Origin of the sequence: Herbiconiux aconitum, from assembly GCF_024979235.1 — a bacterium.
In the GTDB taxonomy this organism is placed as follows: domain Bacteria; phylum Actinomycetota; class Actinomycetes; order Actinomycetales; family Microbacteriaceae; genus Herbiconiux; species Herbiconiux aconitum.
In genome coordinates, this window is sequence record NZ_JANLCM010000001.1 from 1,225,630 (window position 1) to 1,246,698 (window position 21,069).

The 21,069-nt window shown below is 66.3% G+C and carries 18 protein-coding genes and 1 tRNA gene; 8 read left to right on the forward strand and 11 right to left on the reverse strand.

Annotated elements, in window-relative coordinates; genetic code table 11:
- The first annotated feature begins 48 nt into the window (after positions 1-48).
- The 3 genes from N1027_RS05620 to N1027_RS05630 all read left to right on the forward strand — a co-directional run bounded on the left by N1027_RS05620 (position 49) and on the right by N1027_RS05630 (position 3,423).
- The gene (locus N1027_RS05620; RefSeq protein ID WP_259506017.1) at positions 49-717 is read left to right on the forward strand and encodes an alpha/beta family hydrolase; all 669 of its coding nucleotides are present in this window, start codon (positions 49-51) and stop codon (positions 715-717) included.
- Positions 703-793, forward strand: a tRNA-Ser gene (locus N1027_RS05625). Before N1027_RS05620 ends, N1027_RS05625 begins: the two co-directional genes overlap by 15 nt.
- Positions 794-1,185: 392 nt before the next feature.
- Entirely contained in the window at positions 1,186-3,423 is a 2,238-nt protein-coding gene (locus N1027_RS05630) for an FAD-dependent oxidoreductase (RefSeq protein ID WP_259506018.1), read from the forward strand.
- Between the two features lie 19 nt (positions 3,424-3,442).
- Here N1027_RS05630 and N1027_RS05635 read toward each other — a convergent pair whose 3' ends face one another.
- From N1027_RS05635 to N1027_RS05650, 4 genes are all read right to left on the reverse strand, one after another.
- On the reverse strand, positions 3,443-4,279 hold the full coding sequence (locus tag N1027_RS05635; RefSeq protein WP_259506019.1) for a MurR/RpiR family transcriptional regulator: 837 nt from the start codon (positions 4,277-4,279) through the stop codon (positions 3,443-3,445).
- Between the two features lie 100 nt (positions 4,280-4,379).
- Entirely contained in the window at positions 4,380-5,747 is a 1,368-nt protein-coding gene (locus N1027_RS05640) for an ABC transporter substrate-binding protein (RefSeq protein ID WP_259506020.1), read from the reverse strand.
- A gap of 33 nt (positions 5,748-5,780) precedes the next feature.
- Positions 5,781-6,734 carry a carbohydrate ABC transporter permease gene (locus N1027_RS05645; protein ID WP_372499714.1) on the reverse strand — a complete coding sequence of 318 codons (954 nt, stop codon included), beginning with the start codon at positions 6,732-6,734 and terminating at the stop codon, positions 5,781-5,783.
- Between the two features lie 2 nt (positions 6,735-6,736).
- On the reverse strand, positions 6,737-7,651 hold the full coding sequence (locus N1027_RS05650; protein WP_259506026.1) for a carbohydrate ABC transporter permease: 915 nt from the start codon (positions 7,649-7,651) through the stop codon (positions 6,737-6,739).
- A gap of 159 nt (positions 7,652-7,810) precedes the next feature.
- Here N1027_RS05650 and N1027_RS05655 point away from each other — a divergent pair, with 159 nt between their 5' ends.
- Positions 7,811-9,433 carry a family 43 glycosylhydrolase gene (locus N1027_RS05655; protein ID WP_259506031.1) on the forward strand — a complete coding sequence of 541 codons (1,623 nt, stop codon included), beginning with the start codon at positions 7,811-7,813 and terminating at the stop codon, positions 9,431-9,433.
- 45 nt (positions 9,434-9,478) lie between these two features.
- Here N1027_RS05655 and N1027_RS05660 read toward each other — a convergent pair whose 3' ends face one another.
- Positions 9,479-11,434 carry a beta-galactosidase gene (locus N1027_RS05660; protein ID WP_259506033.1) on the reverse strand — a complete coding sequence of 652 codons (1,956 nt, stop codon included), beginning with the start codon at positions 11,432-11,434 and terminating at the stop codon, positions 9,479-9,481.
- A gap of 136 nt (positions 11,435-11,570) precedes the next feature.
- On the opposite strand from N1027_RS05660, the gene N1027_RS05665 reads away from it, so the two are divergent.
- The gene (locus N1027_RS05665) at positions 11,571-12,287 is read left to right on the forward strand and encodes an alpha/beta fold hydrolase (RefSeq protein WP_259506035.1); all 717 of its coding nucleotides are present in this window, start codon (positions 11,571-11,573) and stop codon (positions 12,285-12,287) included.
- 57 nt (positions 12,288-12,344) lie between these two features.
- Here N1027_RS05665 and N1027_RS05670 read toward each other — a convergent pair whose 3' ends face one another.
- Genes N1027_RS05670 through N1027_RS05685 form a run of 4 tightly spaced genes read right to left on the reverse strand, consistent with a single transcriptional unit; the run spans position 12,345 to position 15,743 of the window.
- Positions 12,345-13,274 (reverse strand): sugar kinase, encoded by a 930-nt coding sequence (locus tag N1027_RS05670; RefSeq protein WP_259506037.1) that lies wholly within the window; start codon positions 13,272-13,274, stop codon positions 12,345-12,347.
- A 29-nt stretch (positions 13,275-13,303) separates the two neighbouring features.
- Complete coding sequence (locus N1027_RS05675) at positions 13,304-13,963, reverse strand: bifunctional 4-hydroxy-2-oxoglutarate aldolase/2-dehydro-3-deoxy-phosphogluconate aldolase (RefSeq protein WP_259506039.1); 660 nt, start codon at positions 13,961-13,963, stop codon at positions 13,304-13,306.
- Positions 13,960-14,715 (reverse strand): SDR family oxidoreductase, encoded by a 756-nt coding sequence (locus N1027_RS05680; protein WP_259506041.1) that lies wholly within the window; start codon positions 14,713-14,715, stop codon positions 13,960-13,962. Before N1027_RS05680 ends, N1027_RS05675 begins: the two co-directional genes overlap by 4 nt.
- Positions 14,712-15,743, reverse strand: coding sequence for a zinc-dependent alcohol dehydrogenase (locus N1027_RS05685; RefSeq protein WP_259506042.1), 1,032 nt, complete (start codon positions 15,741-15,743; stop codon positions 14,712-14,714). Before N1027_RS05685 ends, N1027_RS05680 begins: the two co-directional genes overlap by 4 nt.
- A 158-nt stretch (positions 15,744-15,901) precedes the next feature.
- On the opposite strand from N1027_RS05685, the gene N1027_RS05690 reads away from it, so the two are divergent.
- From N1027_RS05690 to N1027_RS05700, 3 genes are read left to right on the forward strand one after another with little or no spacing between them, the layout of a single operon-like run.
- The gene (locus tag N1027_RS05690; RefSeq protein WP_259506044.1) at positions 15,902-17,275 is read left to right on the forward strand and encodes an ABC transporter substrate-binding protein; all 1,374 of its coding nucleotides are present in this window, start codon (positions 15,902-15,904) and stop codon (positions 17,273-17,275) included.
- A 44-nt stretch (positions 17,276-17,319) separates the two neighbouring features.
- Complete coding sequence (locus N1027_RS05695; RefSeq protein WP_259506045.1) at positions 17,320-18,249, forward strand: carbohydrate ABC transporter permease; 930 nt, start codon at positions 17,320-17,322, stop codon at positions 18,247-18,249.
- A complete protein-coding gene (locus N1027_RS05700; protein WP_259506047.1) occupies positions 18,236-19,150 on the forward strand; it encodes a carbohydrate ABC transporter permease in 915 nt (304 codons plus the stop codon). The genes N1027_RS05695 and N1027_RS05700 overlap by 14 nt, the downstream gene beginning before the upstream one ends.
- 6 nt (positions 19,151-19,156) lie before the next feature.
- On the opposite strand, the gene N1027_RS05705 is transcribed toward N1027_RS05700, so the two are convergent.
- Together N1027_RS05705 and N1027_RS05710 are read right to left on the reverse strand one after the other, a co-directional pair.
- Entirely contained in the window at positions 19,157-20,026 is an 870-nt protein-coding gene (locus tag N1027_RS05705) for an amidohydrolase family protein (RefSeq protein WP_259506049.1), read from the reverse strand.
- Entirely contained in the window at positions 20,023-20,991 is a 969-nt protein-coding gene (locus N1027_RS05710; RefSeq protein ID WP_259506050.1) for an aldo/keto reductase, read from the reverse strand. Before N1027_RS05710 ends, N1027_RS05705 begins: the two co-directional genes overlap by 4 nt.
- Between the last annotated feature and the right edge of the window lie 78 nt (positions 20,992-21,069).

Here is a 21,069-nt window from a genome sequence, read left to right on the forward strand (position 1 = left end):
CGGGTGGGCCGTTGTGGTCGAGGCCGGTGGGTTGGGTACCGTGGAGGGGTGAGCACCGAACTGCTGTGGACCGGTCCCGAAGGCGGCCCGGTGCTCGTGCTCGCGCCCGGGGCGGGCGCGGCGATGGACTCGGCGTGGATGAACCGCTTCTGCGAGCTACTGGCTGAACGCGGCATCCGCACCGCCCGATTCGAGTTCGCGTATATGGCTGCGCGGCGAACCGGAACGCGCAAGCCGGCGCCGCGGGCCGACCTCGTGCTCGATGAGTACCGTTCGGCGGTCGAGGCGGTGGTGTCGCTCGCCGGGGCGCCCGTGGCCATCGGCGGCAAGTCGTTCGGTGGACGCGTGGCGAGCATGGTGGCCGACGAGCTGCATGCGGCGGGGTCGGTGTCGGCGCTGGTGTGCCTCGGTTACCCGTTCCATCCGCCGGGCCGCCCCGAGCGACTGCGCACCGAGCACCTCTCCGCGCTGCGCGTGCCGACCCTGATCTGCCAGGGAACACGCGATCCGTTCGGCACGCGCGCGGAGGTCTCGTCGTATGCGCTGTCGCCCGCCATCCGCATCCACTGGCTCGAAGACGGCGAACACGAATTCAAGCCCCGCGTGAAGATCTCGGGTCACACGCACGAGCAGCACCTGGCGACGGCGGTGGATGCGGTGGCCGCGTTCGTCGTCAGCTATGATGGCGGAGGCGAAAGCCAAGGAGACGTCGCATAGTTCGGCCTAGTGCACCACCCTGCTAAGGTGGAGAACCCTTTATTGGGTTCCGTGGGTTCAAATCCCACCGTCTCCGCACAGCGAGGCCCTCGAAGATCTCTGAATTCCAAGGATCGACGGGGGTCTTTTTCGTTCCCGGACATACTCAGACCACATTCGTTCCTGACTGGACGTGATCAAGGCGGATCGCCACTTCATCGAGGTCGTCGTCGAAGGGGTCGGAAGACACGTCGCGCAGACTTCGATCGTCCCGCATTCTCGAGTCAACCTTCCGGAGGTCCGCCGTTGTCCCATTCTGCGCAGGTGAAGGGGCCCGGGCCGCACAATGGCGTGCGGCGTTCAGGCCCATTTCCTTCGCGGCTCGAATGCGGTCAGTCTTGCAAACTATTTGCCTATACGCGTCGATAACCGAGCCCTGCATGTTATTCTTTTGCAGCGGCGAACGACCGCGCCGAAGGAGTCGCAGCGATGCAGGAGCAGACCATCCGATCAGATGTCACGGTGATCGGGGGAGGTCTGGCGGGCGTCGCCGCGGCGGTCAGAGCTGCTCGAACGGGCGCATCGGTCGCGCTCGTCAACAACCGGCCGGTGCTCGGCGGCAACTCCAGCAGCGAGGTGCGGGTGTGGGTGTGCGGGGCGACCGCGCACGGCGCTCAGAAGTACGCCCGCGAAACAGGGGTGATGGGTGAACTCTTCGTCGAGAACCAGTTTCGTAACCCCGAAGGCAACCCGTTCTACTGGGACCAAGTGGTGCTCGATGCGGTTCGGGCCGAGAGCAACGTGTCACTGTTCCTGAACACCGACATCACGGAGGTCGACGCGAACGGACCCGATGAGGCCCGGATGATCGAGTCGGTCGCCGGTTGGCAACAGGGATCAGAGCGCCGACTCACCTTCGTCAGCCCGGTGTTCATCGATGCCAGCGGCGACGGCTTGGTCGGTGAGCTCGCCGGCGCCTGGTACGCGTCCGGGCGCGAAGCAGCATCGGTGCACGGCGAGGAGTGGGCACCTGAGGTGCCCGACGGCAACATGCTCGGCAGCACGATCCTCTTCTACACGAAGGACACCGGCGAGCCCGTGCCTTTCATCGCCCCCTCGATGACCAAAGACGTCTCCGCAACATCCATCACCGCGCACCGGCGCATCGACACTGCCGCGAACGGCTGTGACTACTGGTGGATCGAGTGGGGCGGAGAACTGGATGCGGTCGCTGACAACGAAGCGATCCGCGACGAGCTGTGGTCGGTCGTGTACGGCATCTGGGACCACATCAAGAACTCCGGCGAATTCGACGCCGACACCCTCACTCTTGAGTGGGTCGGGTCGATCCCGGGAAAGCGCGAGTACCGCCGCTTCGTCGGGGACTACGTGCTCACCCAGAACGACATCATGCAGCAGACCCGTTTCGCCGACTCGATCGGCTTCGGCGGTTGGTCGATCGACCTGCACCCGCCCGGGGGCATGTACTCCTCCGACGACGGATCGAAACATCTCTTCACCGCCGGGGTCTACCACATCCCGTTCCGGTCGCTCTATTCGAAGAACGTGACCAACATGTTGATGGCCGGGCGCGACATCTCCGCGAGTCATGTCGCGTTCGGAACCACGCGAGTGATGGCGACCTGCGCCGTCACCGGCGAAGCCGCCGGAGCGGGCGCCGCTCTGGCCGCCCGCCACGGCATCACTCCGCGCGCGGTCGGCGAGAGCCGCATCGACGAGCTGCAGCAGACCCTGCTCCGGGGTGATGCGAGTCTTCTCGGCGTGCCCTGGACCTCCGCCGACGACTTAGCCCTCCGAGCCGAGGTCTCCGCCTCGGGCACCCTCGACCGGATCGCCGTCGCGGCGTCCGATCGCGCGTTCGCGTATCCGCTCTCCGGTCACGACCTGGGCATTCAGCTGCCGGTCGACCCGGAGCTCGGCCGGGTGCGCGTGCTGGTCGAAGCCGATCAGCCCGTGGTGGCGACGATGGAGCTGTGGCGCACCGGCGGTGGGGAGAACCACATCCCGGTCGAGCTCGTCGAGCGCGTGGAGCGAACGGTGCCGGCCGGGCGGTCGTGGATCGAGGCCGAATTCGGGTACCGCCCCGCCATGCCCGAGGATGCCGTCGTTCTCGTGCGCCGAGCCGAGGGGCTGGCTGTCGTCATCGAGCCTCGGCCCGGCCCCTACGGCGTGCTGGCTTTGCTCAGCCGCACACCGGCGCAAGACCTGCACCGTCCGCAGTCGAACGCCTGGTCGGCTGCCGAACTGCGACGCCACACCCCCGTGATCGAGGTGGAGGGAACGACGGGCGCTTACTCCGCCGCCAACGTTCGCGGGGGTCTGGCTCGCCCGTACGGCGGCCCCCAGCTCTGGTCGTCCCGCGCAATGGTCGCCGGCGCGTCGGAGCACGTCGAGCTCGACTGGTCCGCCCGCGTCGGGATCGGCCGGGTCGAGCTGGTGTTCAACGACGACGTCGACGAAGACCTGATCAACCTGCACCACCACCGCACGCCGTTCGCCGTGATCCCCGAGCTGGTGCGTGACTACCGGATCGAGGTGTGCGCCGATGGGCGCTGGGAACCAGTGGTTCAGGAGTCGGGCAACCGCCGTCGCCTGCGCGTGCACCACCTGGGCCGGACGGTCGAGACGGATGCGCTCCGGGTGGTCGTCGAGGCGACCAACGGTTCCGACTACGCCACGATCGTCGCCGTCCGCGTCTTCGAGTGACTCCGGCCCTCCGGACGAATCAGATGGGCATCTCGAAGGATGCGTTCAGTCGCTGAGCGACCAGCATCCAGAGCACGCCCGCGAGGAAGTCGTCGCTGGCGCGACCGGCGAAGTACTCCGTCCAGGTGCGCCCGCCACCGGTGCCGGTGAACAGCACGATGTCCGCCACCGCGGAGAGCGGGCCGTTGGGCACGCCCGTGATGATGACGGTGGTCGCGTGGTGAGCTGCAGCCTCCGTGAGGAAGGCCGCCGCGACCTCGCTCTCCCCGGAGCGCACCACAGCGAGCGCGACATCTCCTTTGTGGAGCAGGGAGGCCGCGAGCCGGGTGCTGTAGGAGCCCTCCCGGCTCCAGACCGGCACGCCGATGCGCAGGAGGCGCATCGCCAGCTCTTCGGCCGGCGGCCGGTCACCCCACTCGCCGAAGATCTCGACGCGTTTCGCGGTCGCGATGGTGTCGGCGGCCTTGGCGAGCAGGCTCAGGTCGACGTTGGCCATCGCGTTCCGGAGGGCGCGGAATTCGTGACCGGCGAGCACGTTCATCACCTGTTCCGGTGAGTCGTGGGGGGTGAGGTCGGGGCCGATGTCACTTTCCCAGCCGGCCTGCGATTCGCGGCCGCTCTCGTTGGCGACGGCGGCGCGGAGTGCCGGGAAGCCGCTGTAGCCGAGCGCCGTCGAGAGGCGCGTGACCGTCGCGGCCTGGGTGCCGGACTGCTCGGCGAGCCAGGTGATGGAGTTGCGGCCCGCTTCGAGTGGATCGGCGAGGATCAGTTCGGCGACCCGACGCCGCCCGCCCGTCAGGTTGGGCAGTGCGTCGCGCACCAGCTGGAGGGGGCTGGGGTCTGCTGCTGTGTTCATGAGGTGGGCCCTTCGTCCGCGAACTCCCGCATCTTCGACCTTAACGGGAAGGGTGGCCGACGCCCGCTCACGCGACCGCCGACCACACCTTCCCGTCGGATTACTTGACCGTGAACCCCTGCTGGTTCCCGAAGGTGACGAGCTGGTCTCCCCAGGCCGTCAGACCGTCGGCGAGTGTGGTCTTGCCGATGTACGCCTGCCCGGCGGTGTCGCCGAACACCGAGTTGGCGTAGGACTGGTAGGGCAGGTACTGCCAGCCGGGAACCACATCCGCCGCCGATTGGGCGAAGACCTTGTTGATCTCCTGGCCACCGAAGTAGTCGTTGGTCTTGTTCAGGAAGGCGTCGGACTGGAGGTCGGCGGTCGTGGCCGGGAACTGGCCGGCATCGATCGAGAGCTGCACGCCCGGGCCGGCTTCCATGTACTTCAGGAAGGCAGCCGAGACGAGCTGGTTCTGCTCGGAGCCCTGGTTGAGCATGGCGTAGCCGCCACCGCCGTTCATGGCGCTCGCCGTGTCGCCCTTCTCGTACACAGGGAGCGGGGCGACCCGCCACTGGCCGGCGCCCGTGGGCACGCCGGACTTGAGGCTGCCGGCCATCCAGGCGCCCGTGGCGAGGGTGGCGATCTTGCCGTTGGCGAGTCCCTGGTACCACTCGTTGCTGAAGCCCGCGAGCGGTGCGAGTAGGCCGTCCTCGATGAGGGGGCTGTAGAAGTCGGTGAACTTCTGGGCGCCCTCGTCGGACATGTCGATGGTCACGTCTTCGGTGCCGGTGGTCTGGAAGGGCTTGGAGCCCGCCGCCCAGAGCATGCTGGTGGTGAATCCGGCGTCGCCGTTGTCGGCCGCGAGGTAGACCGTCGGGTCGGCGGCATGGATCTTCTTCGCCGCGTCGGCGTACTCCGCCCACGTGGTGGGCACGTCGATACCGAACTGGTCGAAGACGGTCTTGTTGTAGAACAAGGCCATCGGGCCGGCGTTGTGCGGCAGCTCGTAGAGCCCGCCGTTGACGTTGGTCGAATTCCAGACCGACGGGGTGAACTCGTCTTCGAGATCCCCGTAGCCGAATGTGTTCAGGTCGACGAGATCGCCGCCGAGAGCGAACTGCGGGAGCACGCTGTACTCGACGGTCGCGAGATCAGGAGCACCCGATCCAGCCTTCAGGGCGTTCTCGAGCTTCGTGTAGTGCGCGGCGCCGGTGCCGACGTTCACGACGTTCACCGTGATCTTCGGATGCTCCTTCTCGAACGCCTCGACGATGCCGGTGAGCGTCGTCGCCCAGGTCCAGATCGTGATCGTCGTTTCCTGGTCGAGCGCCTTGTCGATATCGGACTGGCTGAATGCCGGAGCTGAGGTCGGCGAGGCCGGCGACGAGGTGGCGCATCCGGCAAGGAGGGCGCTGACGGCGAGGCCCGTCACGGCGGTGACGGCCACTCTCTTCGCGCCGAGCCGCCAGCGGCTGTGTTTCTTCATTCGGGTGGTCCCTTTCTGGTGGTGGAGGAGGGATTACTGCTTGACGCTTCCGGCGGCCAGGCCCGATTGCCAGAACCGCTGGAGGAAGAGGAACGCGACGATGATCGGCACGATGGTGATGAGCGAGCCGGTGATGACGAGGTTGAACACGGCTTCGCCACCGGCGGTGTTGGCCTGCTCGCTCCACTGGTTCAGACCGACCGTCAGCGGATACCACTGCGGGTCGCTCAGCATGATCAGGGGCAGGAAGTAGTTGTTCCAGGTGCCCACGATCTCGAGCAGCAGCACCGAGACGATGCCCGGGGCGAGCAGGCGCAAGGAGATCGTGAAGAAGGTGCGGAATTCTCCCGCGCCGTCCATGCGGGCTGCCTCGACGAGTTCATCGGGGATCGACTCCCGCGCGTAACTCCACATGAGGAACAGTCCGAACGGTGTCACGAGGGAGGGGATCATGACCGACCAGGGTGTGTTGGTCAGTCCCAGCTGGCTGAACAGCAGGAAGGTGGGAACGGCCAGCGCCGAGCCGGGCACAGCGATTGCCGCGATGACGACGGCGAACGCGCCTTTCTTGCCGGGGAAGTCGAATTTCGCGAGGCCGTAGCCGGCGAGGGTCGCGAGGAACGTCGCGCCGCCCGCTCCCACGACGACGTAGAGGAAGGTGTTGGCGAGCCAGCGGGCGAAGACACCGTCGCCGTAGGTGAACACTTGCTGGATGTTGTCGAAGAGCGCGAACGGTCCGGAGAACCACAGCCCGAAGCTCGAGAACAAGGCGCCCTGGGTCTTGGTGGAGTTGACCACGAGCCAGAACAGGGGAAGCACGCTGTAGAGCAGCAGCAGCACCATCCCTGCTGTGAGCAGTCGCGACGGCCGCCGCTCCATGGGGTTGCGTCGCCGTGAACTCTTCGGCAACGGAGCGCTCGCGGCGTCCTGCTTCTTCATGGCGACCGCTCGGGCGCTGGTGGTCTTCTCTGTCGTGGCGGTGGCCATGGTCATGCCTTCCTGCTGGCGACGCGCTGGATCACGTAGGCGACCACCATCGTGATGACCCCCATTGCGATGGCGACCGCTGCCGACGCGTTGTACTGCTGGCCCGCGAACGACAGGTTGTACGCATACATGTTCGGAGTGAAGTGGCTCGTGATCACGTTCGGTGCGAGCGTGCGGAGGATGTTGGGCTCGTTGAAGAGCTGGAAGGCGCCGATGACCGAGAACACGAGGGTCACGGCGAGGGCCGGGCGGATTGCGGGCAGCTTGATCGCGCGGATGACGCGGAAGGCCCCGGCGCCGTCGAGCTCGGCGGCCTCGTAGAGCTCGGCCGGCACCACGCGCAGCGCGGAGTAGAAGACGAGCATGGTGTAGCCCATGGTGAGCCACACCATGATGTTGCCGATCGACAGCAGCACGAGGTTGCTGGAGAGCGGGTCGGGCAGTGTCACGCCCAGCAGGTCGCCGATGTTGCCGACGAGGCCGAACTGGGTGCCGTACATGTAGCCCCAGAGAAGGGCTGCCACGACGCCGGGAACGGCGTACGGGAGGAAGATCGCCAACCGGAACAGCCGCGGGAAGTGGAGTCGGGCGCTGTCGATCGCCAGGGCCGCGGCGAGAGACAGGAGGAGCATGACCGGAACGAAGATGACGAGGTAGATGCTCACGCGACCGAGCGCATCCCAGAAGACGGGGTTGGTGAGCTGCTCGATGTAGTTGCCGAGGCCCACGAACGCGGTGCCGCCCAGCATCCGCTCCTGGAACAGGCTCAGGTAGAGCGTGTAGGCCAGCGGTGCGACCGTCACGAATACGAACGCGAGCAGGAACGGGGCGAAGAAGGCCCACCCGATCCACCTCCGTCGCGGGCGTCGCACACGGAGAGTCCGTGTGCGGATTGCTGTGCTCGACATCGTCGTCATCCGTTTCCTCGTCGAATCCTCGGGTCTGCAGCTCGGCTGCTGAGAAGACAATTCCATGCATGGCTGAATGTGTCAAGTTATTTGCAGGTGCGTGGCGAAACTGTGACTTAACTTGATAATCTTTTTACAGTCAGCTTTTACGAACGAAGGAGTTCAGTAATGCATTCACGTGCCATTCGACGAGGGGTCGCGGTGCTGGCGTCGGTCGTCGTCGCTCTGGGCCTCGCTGTGACGGCAGCACCCGCGCTCGCCGCAGCGCCCTCCGACCACATCGCCAACGACACCGTGTGGAAGGACGCGGCCGGAAACGAGATCAAGGCGCAGGGCGGCAACGTCTTCACGGAGAACGGCGTCTGGTACTGGGTCGGCACCTCGATGGACCCCAAGGTGGGCACGGTTCCCACACCCAAGTCGATCAACCTCTACAGCTCGCCCGATCTGGAGAACTGGTCGTTCGTCAAAGCGCTCGTCACGCAGTCCGATGACCCGACGAGCATTCCCCACGTCACGGGGGCGGACATGACGGATCTCGCCGTGACCGGCTCGAAATGGCTCGGTCGGCCGCAGCTCATCCACAAGCCCGGTGGCGAGTACGTCATCTGGGTCGAGGTCGGTGGTGGCAAGACGTACAGGAAGCCGGATGGGACGGTCGTGAGCCTCGGCAACGGCCAAGGCGTCTTCACGAGCGACACGATCGACGGCAGCTACACCTACCAGGGCAAGCAGTTCGTCAGTCACCGGAACGCCGACGGGACGACCACCGCCAACACCTACACCAGCGGAGACAGGTCGGTGTTCGTCGATGGCGGCAACGCCTACCTCGTCTACGTCGGAGACAGCCTCACCACGAGGAACGTCGACATCAATGTCGCGCCCCTCGATGCGACCTGGCAGAACGTCGGCAAGCCGATCGTCACGCGGACCATCGGCGGACACGAAGCGCCGGGCATGGTGAAGGTCGGCTCCACCTATTACCTCTTCGCCTCGGGTCAGCACTGGTGGGCGGGCACCCCGACCAGCTACCTCAGCGGAACCAGCATCGCCACCCTCGGCACGTCGTGGAGCTCTGTGAACAAGGAGCCGTACTATCCCGTGCCCGCCAATCCGAGCGCGCCCACGGATTCCTTTGGCACGCAGTTCGAGCAGATCATCCCAGTGACCGACGCGCAGGGTGTCGTGAGGTCGTATCTCTACAACGGCGACCGCTATTCGCAGTGGTACACCGGAACCGATGAGGCGCCGAGCGGGACCGGGCGCAACGCCTGGTATCCCGTGACGTTCGACTCGGCGGGCGTGCCCACGTTGCATGGCGCGACGGATGTCGACGTCGACGCGGCATCCGGAATCCTCGCCTGGAACTACATCGCCAACGGCCGCTTCGACCAGCGTCGCTACGATGACGCGTCGGGCGCGAACCCGTATTGGACGCTGTCGGGCACCGCCGGCGTTCAGGCCACCTCGAACCCGATCACCAGGCAGCAACTCGTGCTCGGCGGCACGAACACGAGCGGGTCGGCCACGCAGGCGGTGTCGCTTCCTGCAGGCAGCTACACCCTCGGGTTCGACTACAAGACCCAGGGCGCCGCGAACCACGCCTCGGTTACGGTGACCGGTGCGGGCGCCACGGCGGCTCCGATCGACCTCACGGCGCCGCAGCCGACGTTCGCCCAGAGGACGCTGACGTTCACGGTCAGCGGAGGGACTGTGACCCTCAGCGCGGCCGTCGACAGCGTCACCTGGTCGCAGCTGCAGCTCGACAACGTCACGCTCTGGCGCAACTGAGCGTCGCGGTGCCCGGCGTCCGCATTCGGCGTCGGGCGCCATCCCTCAGCGTTCGAGCACCAGCACCCCGAAAGGCACCAAGACCGGCGTTCGCACGGTGACACCCGAGAGCACGTCGAAGCCGGCGACGGGCACGGTCACGGGCTCGCGTCGGTGGCTGACCACGATCGTCCAGCGGCCCCGGCGAACTGCTTCGATGTCGGCCGGCAGGCCCGCCACCTCAGGGGTGATGCCCGTCTCGCCCAGCACTCTCCGAAGGAGCGCTCGGGTACCGTCGGGCGTGAGGTCGGCAGCCAGATACCACGCGATGCCGGCGCGAGCGTTGCGGCGGGTGAGGGCCGCACCGCCGTCAGCGAGACCGCCGGCGAACCGCGAGACGACGAGGGCGTCGTGGGCGTGCACCACCTCCGCCCACTGCACCGTCTCCGCTTCGATCTCGCCCACCAGGCGCACGGCCTCCTCGGAGGGATGCGGCGCGAACTCCTCGATCCGAACTCCGAGAGTGGCGGCGAGGGTGCCCAGATACCCACCAGGAGTGAGGGCGGCATCCTCATCGGTCGTGCCGGTGAGAGCGGTGACGAGCAGCGTTCCGCCGGCCTCCGCATACGCCGTCAGTGCTTCCTCCATCGCACCGCCCGTGACGAAGAGGGCGGGCACGACGACGAGGCCGTATTCGGACAGGTCGCTGTGTCGCCCCGCGAAATCGACGGTGATCCCGAGGTCGAGGAGCGCACTGTGCCAGCTCGAGACAACAGCCTTGTAATCGATCCGCGCCGGTGTCGCATCCTGTTCGATCGACCACCACGAGTCCCAGTCGACCATGATCGCGACGCCGGCGGGAGCAGTGTGCGTGCCCGCCAAGTCGCGCAGCCGATGGAGCTCTCGGCCCAGCTGCACGACGTCGCGCCAGATGCGGGAGTCTGTGCCTCCGTGCGGAACCATTCCGGAGTGGAACTTCTCTCCGCCGCGGCGGGCCTGACGCCACTGGAAATACAGGATCCCGTCGGCTCCGCGCGCGACCGCCTGGTAGCTCAGCGCGCGCATCTGCCCGGGGAGCTTAGGAGCGTTGAGGGCACGCCAGTTGACGGCGCTGGTGGCCTGCTCCATCAGCATCCACGGTTTTCCTCCACCGAGGGACCGCATGAGGTCGCGTTGGAGCGCGGCATCCTTCCACGAGTCCATCACCGCAGGGTCGGGGTAGGCGTCGTCGCTGACGAAGTCGACCTCCTTCGCCCAGGCCCAGTAGTCGGCGGGCTTGAACAGGCCCATGAAATTCGTCGTGACCGGGAGATGGGGGGAGGCCGCGCGAACGATCGCTGCTTCGGCCCGGTAGCAGTCCAGGAGGGTGTCGGAACTGAAGCGGTCGAAGTCCAGCGACTGAGAGGGGTTGCGGAAGGTCGGGGCTGCCCGCGGCGGCAGGATCTCGTCGAAGCCCGTGTAGTTCTGCGACCAGAACGCCGTTCCCCAGCGCTTATTTACCGCATCGATCGACCCGTATTTGCGGGCGAGCCAGTCACGGAACGCAGCTGCGGTCTCGTCGGAGTAGTCGCGTGGGTTGTCGTTGCCGTATTCGTTACCGACGTGCCAGGCCACGAGGGCCGGATGCGATCCGTACCTCTCGGCGAGCTTCGCCACGAGTCGACAAGCGTACCGACGATACGTCGCCGACGACGGGTTGTAGTGCTGCCGGCTGCCGGGGGAGAGGGTGTGTCCCCATTCATCCACCAGCAGGACTTCCGGATGCTCGGTGGTTAGCCATTGTGGCGGGCTCGCCGTGCTCGTCGCCAGGTCGACGCCGATACCGCCGTCATGGAGAAGATCCAGAATGCGGTCGAGCCACGTGAAGTCGAAACTGCCGTTCGATCTCTCCAGCAGGCCCCATGAGAAGACCCCCACCGTCATCACTGTGACTCCGGCCTCGCGCATGAGTCGGATGTCGTCTGCCCAGACCTCCTCCGGCCATTGCTCCGGGTTGTAGTCGGCTCCGAACCAAAACGTCACGTGATCTCGTCCTTCGCCATTTGTAAATGATTTGCTGTTCAAACAAGTGCGGACTGTCGAACGGAAATGAATTTGCAGAAGTAGCGTATTACGATGCGACGATGATGGCGAAACTCCTGCGTGTCGCGGCCCAGGCATGAGCCGCACGGACCGCACATGGGTGCTGATTCACGGTGTCCCGCTGACCGATGCCGTGTGGGAGCCCATCGTGCCCGCGCTCGGGCCTCAACCGGCGATTGCGCCGGACTGCACGGCGATTCCTGTCGGTGCCGATCCTCAGGCGCAACTCGCGGAAGCGATCGCTCAGCGGGTAGGGGGCAACATTGATGTCGTCGGGCACTCCTTCGGCGGCCAAATCGCGGTGGAGCTCGCCCTCCTCGCATCCGAACGAGTTCGTTCTCTTACCATCGTCTGCAGCCGGGACACACCGTTTCCAGCCTTCAAGGCAGTCGCCGAGGCCATCCGGGTAGGTCAACCCCCGAGCGCACAGGCCACGGTCGATCGGTGGTTCACTCGCAGCGACCGCGAAAGAGGGGAAGCGTTGATCGGCCTCGTGCTGGAGGAAGTGAGCGCTGCGTCCTACCCGGACTGGTCGCGCGCACTCGATGCGATTGCCGTGTACGACGCAGCATCGCGCGTCTCGTCGCTCCACATGCCGGTGACGCTGATCGGAGGCGGCCTCGACGGGGTGGCGACACCAGGATCGATGAGGGCGTTTCGCGATCGCTTGATCGACGGCGTCAGCATAACTCGAGACGACTGGTCGCACATGTCGCCCTTCGCCCACCCCGGACTTCTGGCACGGATGCTCGTAGCCGCCCGCGATCGCGGCACGATGACGGATTCCTCCTAGACCGACCGAATTTCGGTCTTTCCGTGCGGGACCTCGTGCTCCGGAGTCCGGCCGCCCTCAGCGCGAGACCGGGTCGACCTGGTCCAGGAGGTCCAGCTCGCCGGCCCGCACGAAGCTCTCCCAGTCGCCAAACCCCAAGCATGCGAACGCGCCTGCGCGGGTGGCGGTTCCGAGGCGGGCCAGTAGGTCGCCCCCGAGAAGTAGCTCGGCCAGATAGCCGGCGACGAACGCATCGCCCGCCCCGACGGTGTCGACAGGGTCGATCCGTGTGGCGGGAAACGCCACGCGCTGCCCCTCCGAGAGCGTGACGCTTCCGGCAGCGCCGAGCTTTATCACCGCGGTCGAGGGTCCGAGTTCGCAGATCCGTTCGGCGAGAGCGTCAGGGCTGCCGGGGCCGACCAGGAGTTCGGCTTCGCTCTCGCCAGCGAAGACGATCTGGGATCGCTCAGCTAATCGCCGGTAGACGATCCTCGGGTCCCGCCCCCGCCACAGCGCACTGCGGTGGTTGACATCGAACGACACCGGGACGCCCGCATCGGCAGCTAGACCGATCGCGTGGAACACCGCTCTCTCTGCCGAGTCGGACAACGCGGGAGTGATGCCGGTGACGTGCAGCACACCTGCGCCGGAAAGCAGGCTCGCGTCGATGTCGTCGGCATCGAGGCGGCTCCCCGCACTGCCTGCTCGCGCATACGTCACCGCACTGTGCCCAGGAATGCGTGCCTCTTTGACCATCAGGCCGGTGTGGGCAAGCGGATCGACGATCCCGTGGGTATGCACACCTTCGGCGCGCAACTCCCTCAGGATCTTGCGGCCGGCTGCGTCGTCGCCGACGCGTCCGATCCAGGCTGCCCCGACGCCGAGCCGCGCGACGCCGATCGCGACGTTGCTCTCTGCGCCGCCCATCGCGAAGTGGTACTGGTCGACGAGTTCGCCGAGGCCGCTGTGCGAGGCGCGGAACAGTCCCATGGTCTCGCCGAGGGTCACCAGCGTCGGCGTCGCGCCCGAATCCGCCATCACAGGACCGCCTGCTGGTCGAGACCGGGGCCCATGGCGGCCGCCGCCAACTCCGTCGCTTCGCGCGCCCTTTGCGCGATCAGATCGAATCGCCCGGCGCGAATCAGGTCGCCGGGTACCATCCAGCTCCCGCACACCGCGGGAACGCGAGGATGGCGAAGATACTCCGCGAGATTCTGGGGGGACACACCGCCGCTCGGAATGAAGTGCATGCCCGGGAACGGTGCCGCCAGCGCGCGGATCGTCTCGATACCGCCCAACCGGTCGGCCGGAAAGAACTTGACGGTGTCGATCCCCGCCCGCACGGCGCGCTGCACCTCGGTCGCGGTAGCGGTGCCGGGCAGTGGCTCCAGCCCGCTGCTGAGCATCAGCTCGACGAGCTCGTCGTCGAAGCCGGGACTGACCGCGAAGCGCGCCCCCGCCGCGGCGACTTCGTTCACCTGGCCCGGGTGCACGACGGTGCCGGCACCGACCGTGAACACGTCGCCCAGCGTGGAGGCGATCGCGGCGATGGAGGCCACGCCGGCGGGAGTGCGCAGGGTGATCTCCGCGCAGAGGATTCCTCCGCTCATGAGCGCGTGCGCGAGCTCGACTGCCGCCGTCGCGTCTTCGATCACGACGACGGGAATCACCGGATGCCGCGCGAATCCGACGCTCATCTGCCGAGCCACCCTCCGTCGACCGGGAGCACGATGCCCGAGACGTAGTCCGATGCGCGGGATGCCAGGAACACCGTCGCTCCGGCAAGATCCCCTGGTTCGCCCCAGCGACCTGCGGGAATTCGCTCCAGGATGCTCCGCGAGCGGTCCGGGTCGGAGCGCAAGGCCGCGGTGTTGTCGGTCGCGATGTAGCCGGGCGCGATCGCGTTGACGTTCACGCCGCCGGACGCCCACTCGTTCGCGAGCGCCTTGGTCAGACCCGCGATGCCCGACTTCGCCGCCGTGTAGCCGGGCACGTTGATGCCCCCCTGGAAGCTCAGCAGCGAAGCGGTGAAGATGATCTTGCCGCGCCCGCGTTCGAGCATTCCTCGGCCGACCTGCTGGGTGAGCAGGAACTGGCTCGTGAGGTTCACCTGCAGCACGCGGTCCCAGGACGCGATCGGGTGGTCCGCAGCGGGCGCGCGCTCGATGGTTCCCGCGTTGTTGACGAGGATGTCCACGCGCCGGGGGGAGAGGTCGTCCGCGAGCGAGCGAACGGCATCCGGGTCAGCGAAGTCGCACGAGACCGACTCGAACGAGCCGCCCGCCGCGGTGATCGCGCGTTCGACCTCACTGCCCGGGGCAAGGGTAGCGCTCACCCCGACGATATGCGCGCCCGCTGACGCGAGCGCCTCCGCCATCGCGCGCCCGATGCCCCGGCTGGCGCCGGTGACGACGGCGGTCGTTCCCGTCAGGTCGAACAGCGCCGTCATCGGACGGCACCCGTGCCGGCGACATCCACCAGCACCTTCATCGCTTTCCCCGACTCGAGCGCAGCGAAGGCTTCGTCGGTCTGTGCCAGGTCGACGATGCGGCTGATCAGCGCGCTGGTGGGAATGACTCCGTCGGCGACCAATTCGACTGCCCTCTCGAAGTCGGCGCGCGTGTAGACGCGCGCCCCCAGGATGCGCAGTTCCCGCCAGAACACCCGCTGTAGGTCGACGGCGCGCGGCTGCGGGTGGATGGCGACGACTACCAGCGTGCCGCGCACCTTCGGCAGCGACGTGGCGCTGGCCACCGCGGCGGCGGCGCCGGAGACCTCGAACACCACATCGGCGCCGGCATCTGCGGTCCACTCGTTCACCGCCTGAGTGAGGTCCTGCGCTGCGGGATCGAGCGTGCGAAAGCCGAGGTCGGCGATCTGCGCGCGGCGGCGCTCGTCGAGTTCGACGACGACGACCTCGGCACCCTCGTGGCGGGCCACCGTGGCGATGAGCACGCCGATCGGCCCGCCGCCGAGCACCACCACCCGGTCGCCCGGGGCGAGCTCAGACCGCCGGACGTCGTGCACGGCGACGGCCACCGGTTCGACGAGCGCTGCCTCATCGAGGGCGAGCGAGGCCGGCAGGCGCACCAGAGTCTCCTGAGGAACATTCCAGCGTTCCTGGAGCGCTCCCGGGGAGTCGATCCCGATGAAGTCGAGGTTCTGGCAGATGTGCTCGTTGCCCGCGAGACAGGCCGGGCACGTGCCGTCCCAGGAGAGCGGCATGACCGTGACACGGTCTCCCTCGATCCAGTTCTCGACGCCCTCGCCCACGGCAGTGATCACGCCGCTCATCTCGTGGCCGAAAGTCAGAGGGGTCGCCACTCGCGCATCCATGTGGCCGTGATAGATGTGCAGATCAGTGCCGCACAGACCGGCGAAGGCCACTGAGATCTGTACTTCGCCCGAGCCGGGCGGACGTTCGGGTACGTCCGCGACAGCGAGCTGCTGTGCGGAGAGGTACTGCAGAGCACGCATAAATCCTCCGTTGGTATGACGTCGTATGGTGTTAGCGCCGCTCTTTCCGACGGCCTACAACAGAGGTCATTGTACATAGGTCACATGTATGATCTAATAACGCAGGGGCCGCGCACCGCGGCTCGTCGTCAACGTCGTCGACCAGACAAGGACTCGAAATGGCTACACAGCAACGCCGCTTCACCCGATTCGCCCGAACCATCGCCGTTGCGGTGTCAGCCGCTGCGCTCATCGCTCTTTCCGCGTGCAGCGGCGGCGGCAGCGGAGGAGGAGATGACTCCGAACTCGGATTCACCCCCGCCGAGCAGGTCAAGGACAGCCCCATAACCGTGTGGGTGGATGCATCCCGCGAACCGGCGATTCAGGCCTTCCAGGCGAAGTATCCGGACATCGACGTCAATGTCGAGACGTACGACGGGAACGCCAGCGGCTCGGGGAGCTTCCAGACCAAGATCTCGCTCTTCGATCAGGCAGGTGAGGGTTGGCCCGATGTGGTCTTCTCCACCCAGAACAACGACGCGTCGTGGGCTTCCAAGGAGACCAACGGCCAGCAGGCCTTCGCGGCCCCCGTCAACAAGGGGTGGTTCGATCAAGACTTCCTCGACGGCTTCACGCCCGGATCGCTCGACCCGCTCACCGTCGACGGAACCGTGTACGGTCTGCGCAACGACCTGGCCCAGTCAGTGTTCTGGTATGACCAGTCGCTGTTCGACCAGTTCGGCTACCAGGTCCCGACGACCTGGGAAGAATATGAGCAGCTGAGCGACAAGCTCGCTGCCGAGCACCCGGGCTACATCCTCGGCTCGGTGGGCGATTCCTTCCTCGGCATGCTCGTCAACTACTGGGGGGCACAGGCTCCCGTCTTCCAACTCGACGGCAACACGTTCAGCAGCGACGTCACGGCTCCGAACTCGCAGAAGATGACTGAACTGCTCGACCACATGGTTGCGAACGGCACACTGACCAAGGACAGCGTGTTCAGCTCCGACTTCGTGCAGAAGTACCAGGGCAAGGCGCTGGGCATGCCGGGACCGGTGTGGTTCATCGGCGCCCTCTTCCAGAACCCCGACAGCCTCAACGTTCCCGCAGGCCAGATCGGCGCCAGCACGCCTCTGCACTGGGACGGTGAGGACATCGGAACCGGAAACGTGGGTGGCGGCACCTGGTTCGCATCGAGCCACACGAAGAACCTCGACGCGGTCAAGACCCTGATGGAGTTCGTCACGAGTGCGGACGAATACCAGGTGGATCTGGCAGGCGGCTACCCCGCCTACGCCTCTGCCGCTGAGAAGTGGACCGCGAAACAGGCCACTGGCGGATACTTCGTCGGAGACTTCGAGAAGACGATCGTGGATGCCGCGAGCCAGGTGTGGAGCGGCTGGGGCTACCCGGACTTCAGCGCCGAGACCGCGTATTCGAAGATCGTGCTGCCCGCGCTCGCTTCCGGTAAAACGATCGAGTCGGTCGCGCCCGAGTGGCAGCAGGAGATGGAGAACGAGGCGCAGGTCCAGGGCTACACCATCGCCAAGTAACGATCGTTCATCACTGAAAGAAGAAGCTCATCGCACTCTCTACCGTGGAGGCTCCCGCCGTCGGCCAGCTGAATGGCCGGCGGCAGGAGCCGCGCACCAGACGCAAGAACCCGAACCGCGCCCAGGCGCGAATGGGTTATACCTTCAGCGCCGGATACGGCATCCTGCTGATCCTGTTCGGTCTGCTCCCCACCCTGTACGCCATCTTCCTGGCGTTCACCCACGAAGGAGCCTTCGCGGGCCTCGACAACTTCGTGAGGGTGTTCAACGACTACCGGTTCTGGCCCGCCGTGCAGCACGTCGCGGTGTACCTGGTCATCTGGTTGACGTTCCAGACGATCTTCGTCGTGCTGCTCGCCCTGATCGTTCACGCGTTCGGCGCTCGGTGGCTGTCGGTTTCGACGCGGTTCGTGTACTACATCCCGGGCGCACTGGCCGGCGCGTCGAGCGTGATGCTCTGGCTGTTCATCCTCGACCCATCCGTCAGCCCGGTCTCCGGGATCCTGCGCGCGCTCGGCCTGGACAGCTTCGTCGAGACCGTGTCGATCGAGAACCTCCCGGTCATCTTCACGATCATCGCCTTCTGGACAGGCGCCGGTGGGTGGATCGTCATCATGTACGGAGCGCTCAACAACATCAGTCAGGAAGTCATGGAGGCGGCGCGCGTCGATGGCGCCGGAACGGTCAAGACGGCCTGGCACATCCAACTGCCACTGATGCGCAAATGGATCTCGTACATGGGAATCATGACGCTTGCGGCGGGAACCCAGCTCTTCGTCGAGCCGCGCATCCTCTCTCAAGCCAGCAAGGGCGTCGTGCCCGGCGACTATTCCCTGAACCAACTCGCCTACCTGTACGCGTTCAAACAGAACGACTTCAACGGCTCCGCGGCGATCTCACTCATCCTTCTTGTGGTCGCTCTCGGACTGGCCGCATTCTTCGTCTTCCGTGGAGGCCTCTTTGAGCGCGAATAACGCAGTACTGACCCGCGATCGCCGAACGGCGAGATCGCCGCGCGGCTGGCTCGGCCGCGCGCTCGCGATCGTCGTCGCGCTGGCCTTCGTGGTGTTCTTCGTGCTGCCACTGATCTGGCTTCTGCTGGCGCCGACGAAGACACCGTTGCAGCTGCTGACCGACAACCCGTTCAGTTTCGGTGGTCTCGGCGCGCTCGTCGACAACTGGCAGAGCCTGTCGGCGTTCCAGAACGGCATCGTCTGGACATGGCTGGGAAACGCCGCCTTCTACTCCGGAGCGGCGCTCGTGCTCACGCTCGTCGTCAGCATCCCGGTGGGCTACGCCCTGGCACTGACCGACTTCCGCCTTCGTCGTGTGCTTCTGGTCACGACGCTGGTCGTGATGCTCATCCCCAACACTGCCCTGGTGCTGCCGATCTTCCTCGAGCTGAGCGCCGTGCGCCTGATCGGCAACCCGCTGTCGGTAATCCTGCCGTTCTCGTTCTTCCCGTTCGGGGTCTACCTCACCTATATCTACTTCTCCACCAGCGTCTCCCGAGACCTTCTGGATGCCGCCCGCATCGACGGAGCCGGTGAGTTCCGGGTCTTCTGGCGGGTCGCGATGCCCCTGGCGACCCCCGTCATCGCCTTGGTCGGCTTCTTCAACTTCGTCGGCAACTGGAACAACTACTTCTTGCCCTTCGTGATGGTTCCCGGCAGGAAGTCGCCGATTCAGGTGGGGCTCGCCGAGCTGCTCTCGAACGTTCCGCTGTTCAATCCCACGTCGGCCAGTACGGTGAACATCGAGGTGCCGACGCTCGCGCTGGCGACGATCATCTCCGTCGCACCGGTGCTGATCATCTTCCTGTTCTCGCAGCGATTCCTGGTCTCCGGAATGACCGCCGGCGGAACCAAGGGCTGAGGGGCGTCAGGCGGGGCTGACCCCCTGGAGTGCATAGACGCGGTCGGCAGTGCCACCCATCACGTCGCGCCTCTCGGCCTCGCTCAGAGACGCGACTGTCGAAGTCAGCGCATCCCAGGTGCGCTCATACCCTCCCGCGAGTTCTGCAATCGGCCAGTCGCTTCCCATCAGAAGACGGGACGGGCCGAAGATCTCGATCGCCGTGTCGACGAAGGGGCGGATATCGTCTGTCCGCCACCGATCCAGAGGACCGTCGGCGGGGTAGAGGCCCGAGAGCTTGGCGTGCACACGAGGGGAGTGCGCCGCGGCGAGCAGCAAGCGTCGCCAATCGTCGAACGAGTCCTGGCTACCGCCGATGGGCGGCTTGCCCAGGTGATCGACGACGACGACGAGATCGGGATGCCGCGCCGTCAGTTCCGGCAGGTGGGCGAGCGCGTCGTGGTCGGAGGTCACGTAATCCAGCGGCAGTCCCGCGTCGGCGATCCCTCGGAGCCCCTCTTCGACTACCGGACTCAGAATCCATCGGGTGTCCTGCCGCTCGTGGAGCAGACTCCGGATGCCGACCACTCGAGCATCCTGGTCTGCCCACGTGCTCAGGCGTCTGCGCGTGCCTTCGGGATCGTCCAGAGGCGTCCACGCGACCACCCCCGCGACATCGGGCTGCGCGCGGGCCACCGAAAGCAGATGCGCCGTGTCCTCGTCGTTGTCGGCCGCCTGGACGAGAATGACGGCGTCGATTCCCCGGCTCTGCCTCGCCGGAGCGGTCTCGTCGAGGTGGAATGAGCGAAAGAGCGGGCCTGCTTCCGGGCCGAGCCACGGATAGTCGGCTGCCGCGAGATCCCAGATGTGGTGATGGGCGTCGACGATGCGGTTCATGCGTGCAGAACCCCCTGGTCACGCAGCTGCTCCCACAGCGCCGGCGGAATGTGCGCCTGGTAGCGATCGAGCGTGGAGGAGACCTGGGCAGCGCTGCGCATGCCGACGACGACCGACGCGATCTGCGGTCGGAGCAGGGGGAAGGCGATCGCGGCGGCGGGCAGCGTGACGCCGTGCAGATCGCACAGATCGGCGATCTGCATGGCGCGGGCGAGCGTCTGTTCGTCGACCTCGCGGTAATCGAAGCGCCCACCGTGGACAGGTCGGTCCGTGCTGAGCAGACCGGAGTTGTAGACGGCCGCTGCGACGAGCGCGACGTTGCGTTCCTCCGCCAGTGGTAGCAGCTCGTCGGCCGCCGACTGGTCGAGAAGTGTGTATCTGCCGGCGACCATCATGACGTCGACGTCGCAGCGGCGGATGAATTCCGCCAGCATCGCCGCTTGGTTCATGCCCGCTCCGACCGCACGGATGACGCCCTGATCGCGAAGTTCGATGAGCGCTGAAATCCCCGTCGTCGAGGCGGCCTGCCAGTGATCGTCCGGGTCGTGCAGGTACCCGATGTCGATGCGGTCGAGCCCCAGGCGGTCGAGGCTCTCCTCGATGGAGCGGAGCACGCCGTCGCGCGAGAAGTCCCACAAGCGCTTTGTCGACGCTTCGACGACGAAGCCGTCGTCGTCCAGGCTGCCCGCTCCCGCCGGATGGGGTTCGAGCAGGCGTCCGACCTTGGTGGAGAGCACGTAGGCCTCGCGGTCACGCGAGCTAAGCGCGGCACCGAGGCGCCTTTCGGACAGGCCGAGGCCGTAGTGCGGCGCGGTGTCGAAGTACCGGATGCCGGCATCCCACGCGGCGTCGACGGCGATGCGAGCATCTTCGTCCGAGATAGCGCGATTCGCGTTGCCGAGTTGCGCGGCACCGAACCCGATCTCTGTCAGGGAAAGGCCGCGGTCGATCTGTCGGGACTTCATGAATGCTCCTCCGGCGGCGTCGCCCGTTGCTTTTGTTCAACCGAGCGCCCCAGTCATCTGGGCAGATTGAACATGTGA

Coding starts and splice junctions, on each gene's coding strand:
- N1027_RS05705 (WP_259506049.1), bottom strand. CDS start 20,026: ATGAACCGCATCGTCGACGCCCATCACCACATCTGGGATCTCGCGGCA.
- N1027_RS05665 (WP_259506035.1), top strand. CDS start 11,571: ATGAGCCGCACGGACCGCACATGGGTGCTGATTCACGGTGTCCCGCTG.
- N1027_RS05635 (WP_259506019.1), bottom strand. CDS start 4,279: ATGAACACAGCAGCAGACCCCAGCCCCCTCCAGCTGGTGCGCGACGCA.
- N1027_RS05650 (WP_259506026.1), bottom strand. CDS start 7,651: ATGACGACGATGTCGAGCACAGCAATCCGCACACGGACTCTCCGTGTG.
- N1027_RS05690 (WP_259506044.1), top strand. CDS start 15,902: ATGGCTACACAGCAACGCCGCTTCACCCGATTCGCCCGAACCATCGCC.
- N1027_RS05630 (WP_259506018.1), top strand. CDS start 1,186: ATGCAGGAGCAGACCATCCGATCAGATGTCACGGTGATCGGGGGAGGT.
- N1027_RS05680 (WP_259506041.1), bottom strand. CDS start 14,715: ATGACGGCGCTGTTCGACCTGACGGGAACGACCGCCGTCGTCACCGGC.
- N1027_RS05710 (WP_259506050.1), bottom strand. CDS start 20,991: ATGAAGTCCCGACAGATCGACCGCGGCCTTTCCCTGACAGAGATCGGG.
- N1027_RS05640 (WP_259506020.1), bottom strand. CDS start 5,747: ATGAAGAAACACAGCCGCTGGCGGCTCGGCGCGAAGAGAGTGGCCGTC.
- N1027_RS05655 (WP_259506031.1), top strand. CDS start 7,811: ATGCATTCACGTGCCATTCGACGAGGGGTCGCGGTGCTGGCGTCGGTC.
- N1027_RS05685 (WP_259506042.1), bottom strand. CDS start 15,743: ATGCGTGCTCTGCAGTACCTCTCCGCACAGCAGCTCGCTGTCGCGGAC.
- N1027_RS05645 (WP_372499714.1), bottom strand. CDS start 6,734: ATGGCCACCGCCACGACAGAGAAGACCACCAGCGCCCGAGCGGTCGCC.
- N1027_RS05675 (WP_259506039.1), bottom strand. CDS start 13,963: ATGAGCGTCGGATTCGCGCGGCATCCGGTGATTCCCGTCGTCGTGATC.